Source organism: Mesorhizobium sp. M7A.F.Ca.CA.004.04.2.1 (assembly GCF_004022825.1).
In the GTDB taxonomy this organism is placed as follows: domain Bacteria; phylum Pseudomonadota; class Alphaproteobacteria; order Rhizobiales; family Rhizobiaceae; genus Mesorhizobium.
This window is the reverse complement of the sequence record NZ_RZPH01000555.1, coordinates 1-3,982: the sequence shown is the minus strand read 5'-3', so window position 1 is coordinate 3,982 and position 3,982 is coordinate 1. Positions and strand designations below refer to the sequence as shown.

General features: G+C 61.4%; 2 protein-coding genes, 1 tRNA gene and 1 pseudogene. 1 reads left to right on the top strand and 3 read right to left on the bottom strand.

The annotated features are described in order from the left end of the window. Positions 1–63: 63 nt before the first annotated feature. The 3 genes from EN893_RS22440 to phaC form a co-directional block, all read right to left on the bottom strand. Positions 64–138, bottom strand: a tRNA-Glu gene (locus tag EN893_RS22440). Positions 139–430: 292 nt separating this feature from the next. Continuing rightward, positions 431–1,681 carry a YcbK family protein gene (locus EN893_RS22435; RefSeq protein WP_127272637.1) on the bottom strand — a complete coding sequence of 417 codons (1,251 nt, stop codon included), beginning with the start codon at positions 1,679–1,681 and terminating at the stop codon, positions 431–433. A gap of 216 nt (positions 1,682–1,897) precedes the next feature. Continuing rightward, positions 1,898–3,733, bottom strand: coding sequence for a class I poly(R)-hydroxyalkanoic acid synthase (gene phaC, locus EN893_RS22430; protein WP_127269943.1), 1,836 nt, complete (start codon positions 3,731–3,733; stop codon positions 1,898–1,900). 43 nt (positions 3,734–3,776) lie between these two features. Here phaC and EN893_RS38720 point away from each other — a divergent pair. After that, positions 3,777–3,982: pseudogene (locus EN893_RS38720) on the top strand (hypothetical protein); the annotation flags it as partial.

Sequence of the window (3,982 nt, the reverse complement as noted above, 5' to 3'; positions counted from 1 at the left end):
GCAGAGAGCCAGGCGAAATTGGCCACATTGGGAGGGAGGTTTGCGCTAAACGCATTATTTTTCTGGTACGCCCAAGGGGAATCGAACCCCTGTTACCGCCGTGAAAGGGCGGTGTCCTAACCGCTAGACGATGGGCGCGCTCAGACGAAGCGGCTTATACTGGTGTTGTGCGCAACCGGCAACCCGTCAGGTGCCACCTTGGACAACTTTTTTCCGGGCCAGCCAAATCAACGATTTCCCGAGGGTTGGCAGGCTTTGATAATTAGCGGCGACACCCATCGTTTCGTCATCCCAGGGTCTCCGCGACGGAGCCTCGCCCTACTTCGCCCTAGGATGACGAAGTTTGTGGGAGGCTTCGGCTAATCCCGAATGCTCAGAATGGTCACCGGTACGATCTTGGCTGCTAATAGGCCTAAGACCGTCTGCTAGACTAGCCGTCACCGCCGCTGCGCCGGCGGCAGCGCCAGTTCCAGTCGCGCTCGGGGCCGACGTCGACGTGAACCGATTCTGTGTGGCAGTACGTGCCGACGCCGCCGCGGCCGGGCATGCTTCTGATGTAGCTCGCCAGTTCCCATTTCGAAACGCCGGGAACCTGGATATCGGCGGCGGCGCAATACATGTGCAGCGAATTCTTGGCCCCGTTGGCGCGCCGGTTGCGGGCCGGGTCGCGATAGCCCGACGTCACCGTCATCTTGCGGCCGTAGTGGCCTTCGATCGTCTTCAGCACGCGCACCAGCGACGGCTTCAGGCAGGCCACATCGACGCTCTCGTTCTGCTTGAGCAGCCCGTTGGGCGCCAACCGGGCCATGCCGGCGGCTGACGCAACCTGATAGGAGCCGCCGATTGGCCCCTCATCCTCGTTGAGGTCGACGTCGCTTTCGTCGTCGAGGCCGGACTTGCGCTTGATCTCGAACAGGGCCGTCTGGCGCACGCCGGGCAGGGCGTCGCTACCCGTGATGTGATTGCTATCGTCGCCGAGCGAAGCCAGTTGCACCGGCTTGGCCGTGGAATTGGCCGAGGCCAGCGTGATGATCGGCTTTGCCGCTGCTGGCGTCGCTTTTGCCTGCGCCGGGGGCTGCTCGCCCGTCCGGGCGTTGCTGATGATGGGGGCTGGTGTCGCCGAGGCTGGCGTTGCGCCAAACATCGAGGCGAGGAAGCCTTTCTTCTTTGGTGCTTCGGCCTGCGGCATCTCGCCAGCCGTCACATAGACCGGGTTGTTCATGGCCGGAGCGGCAGCGGGCTTCGGCGCCGCCACGTCGCCGTCGACCGCGGCAATCTGCTGGGCGACCGCGTCGGTTTGCGGCGCGGTCTGTGCCTGCTGCGTCAGCGATTGCGGCGTGTTTCCAACGATGGTTTCGGCGCCCGCCGGCGTGGTCAGCGGAAAGGCAGCTCCCGGTTTGGACATAGGCACGTAGGCGACTTTTTCAGGCAGCGCCGTATCGCTCGCCGTCATCACGGTCGTCTGCTCGGTCGTGACCTCGGACGAATCGGCGACAGCGGCCGACTTGCCACTTGAGGCAGCATTCATATCCGATGCGGTGGCATTGTAACCGGGCATTCCGACCGACATTGTCGGGTCGCCAGCCGAAGTGCAGGAGGCCAGAAGCAAGGAGCAGAGCGCTGCCACAATGGCGCGGCGTTCTCCCTTTGCGAGGCTCCATCCTGCTGATTTCAAAGTCAAATTCCCCCTCGATGTCCGGTCGGTATATCCTTGGCGCCACACGCATGCGTCGATGCCAAGGTGACCTTTGTCTCCGATCCGGAAACGAGACCTGTGTCAAATCCGCAAGCCTGGAAGTATTTTTGCGGTGATTGTCGAATTACGGCCGCTTGATGGTTGACGACACCATTTCGCCCGCTTTTGGCGGTCCGTCAACTCACCACACATTACAGTCCGTTACACACGTACTTTCACATAGGTGCCGGGAGCATCACCCAAGGTTTTCATATGCTTGCCCGGTTTGCGGGCAGGCACGCGGGTGTTGTCCTTGGCCTCTATCCAGTCTTGCCAGTGCGGCCACCAGGATCCTGGATGGTCGGTGGCATTGGCTATCCACTGGCTGAAGTCGCCCGTCGGCGTACCCCCGGTCCAGTACTGGTATTTGTTGGATGCCGGCGGATTGACGACCCCTGCGATATGGCCCGACCCGGCCATCACATACTCGACCGTGCCGCCGAAATATTTCGAACCGAGGAACACCGAAAGCGCCGGCGCGATGTGATCTTCCTTGGAGGCGAGGTTGTAGACCGGGATGGTGATGTCCCCAAGCGAAACCGTGTGACCCGCCAGTTCCATCGTGCCTTGCGAAAGGTTGTTCTCAAGATAGCAGTTGCGCAGGTAGAAAGAGTGATTGGCCGCCGCCATGCGGGTGGAATCTGCATTCCAGTAGAGCAGGTCGAAGGGCAGGGGATCCTTGCCGCGCATGTAGTTGTTGACGACATAGGGCCAGATCAGGTCGCCTGAGCGCAGCATGTTGAAGGCGGTCGCCATCTTGGTGCCGTCGAGATAGCCTTTTTCGCTCATCGACTTTTCCACAGCGGCGACCTGTTCTTCGTCGACGAACACTTTCAGGTCGCCGGCATGGGTGAAGTCGACCTGCGTGGTGAAGAAGGTCGCCGACTTGATGCGGTCGTCGCCCTCTTGCGCCATCAGCGCCAGTGCCGCCGCCAGAAGCGTGCCGCCAACGCAATAGCCGATCGCGTTGACGTCGCGTTCGCCGGTGGCCTTCTCGACGGTGTCGAGGCCGTATTGCAGACCCTCGCGGATATAGGCTTCCCAACTCTTGGTGCCGTGGCGCTCGTCCGGATTGATCCAGGAGATGACGAACACGGTGTGGCCCTGTTCAACCGCCCAGCGAATGAAGGATTTCTGCGGGTTCAAATCGAGGATGTAGAATTTGTTGATCCATGGCGGGCAGATCAGCAAGGGCCGCTTGAGCACCGTCTCGGTCGCCGGGTCGTACTGGATGATTTCGGCGACGTCGCTGCGGCCGACCACCTTGCCGGGAGTGGTGGCGATGTTCCTGCCGATCTCGAAGGGTGAGTAGTCAGCCTGCCGCAGCTTCAGGTCGCCCTTGCCGGCGGCGATGTCCTCGGCCAGCATCTTCATGCCGCGCACCAGGTTTTCGCCGTTCGACGCGACGGTTTCACGGAACAGTTCCGGATTGGTCAGGATGAAATTCGACGGCGAGATGGCGTTGGACACCTGCTTGACGTAAAAGCCGGCCTTGTGGCGGGTGTGCTCGTCAAGGCCTTCGGCGTGCTCGACCAGATCGGCCGCCCAGCGCGAGGTGACGAGATAGGCCTGCTTGAGGAAATCGAAGAAGGCGTTGCGGCCCCATTCCGGGTCGAGGAACCGCTTGTCGCCGCGCTCCGGCTTGACCGCGTCTTCGGTGTCTTGCGCGGCGTTGCTGGTGCGCTGAATGGCGTTGGCCCAGACCGTCATATAGCCGGAGAACAGCCGCGTCTGCGCTTCCAGCGCGCGCTGCGGATCGGCAAGCCAGTATTCGCTGAGCTTGGAAAAGGTCTTCACCATATCGACAACGGGCTCGGCGACATGGTCGCGCACGTCGCCTTTTTCGCGCGGCTCGGCCCAGGCGGAAGCGGCCTTGCCGGCCTGCTCGATCATGCGCGCCATGTTCAGGGCGAAGCGTTCCGGGTCCTTCACCAGATATTGCTCGACGGTCGAAGGCTCGTCATCTTCCGCTTTGCCCGAATCGGGTGTTTTGGACATGGTTGGCGGGGTTCCTCCCGAGGCCTTTTCTTGACATATTAACATGGGACATCCGACCGGGCCAATCTCGCTCTACCTCGGCTGCCAAGGAAACAATATGACGATTAATATTGGCGAAACTGTTTTTTTCGGTGCCGGACATTTTTGCCGCATCGGCGCGGCGATCGTCCTCATCGGGATTGCCGGGTGCTCGAGCACCAACACGAATGGCCCGACGCCTGTCGCTGCGGGTACGGGGCCGAAGAATAC

Bases quoted from the DNA above. Each gene is read 5' to 3' on its own strand.
- phaC (WP_127269943.1), bottom strand. From the start codon at position 3,733: ATGTCCAAAACACCCGATTCGGGCAAAGCGGAAGATGACGAGCCTTCG.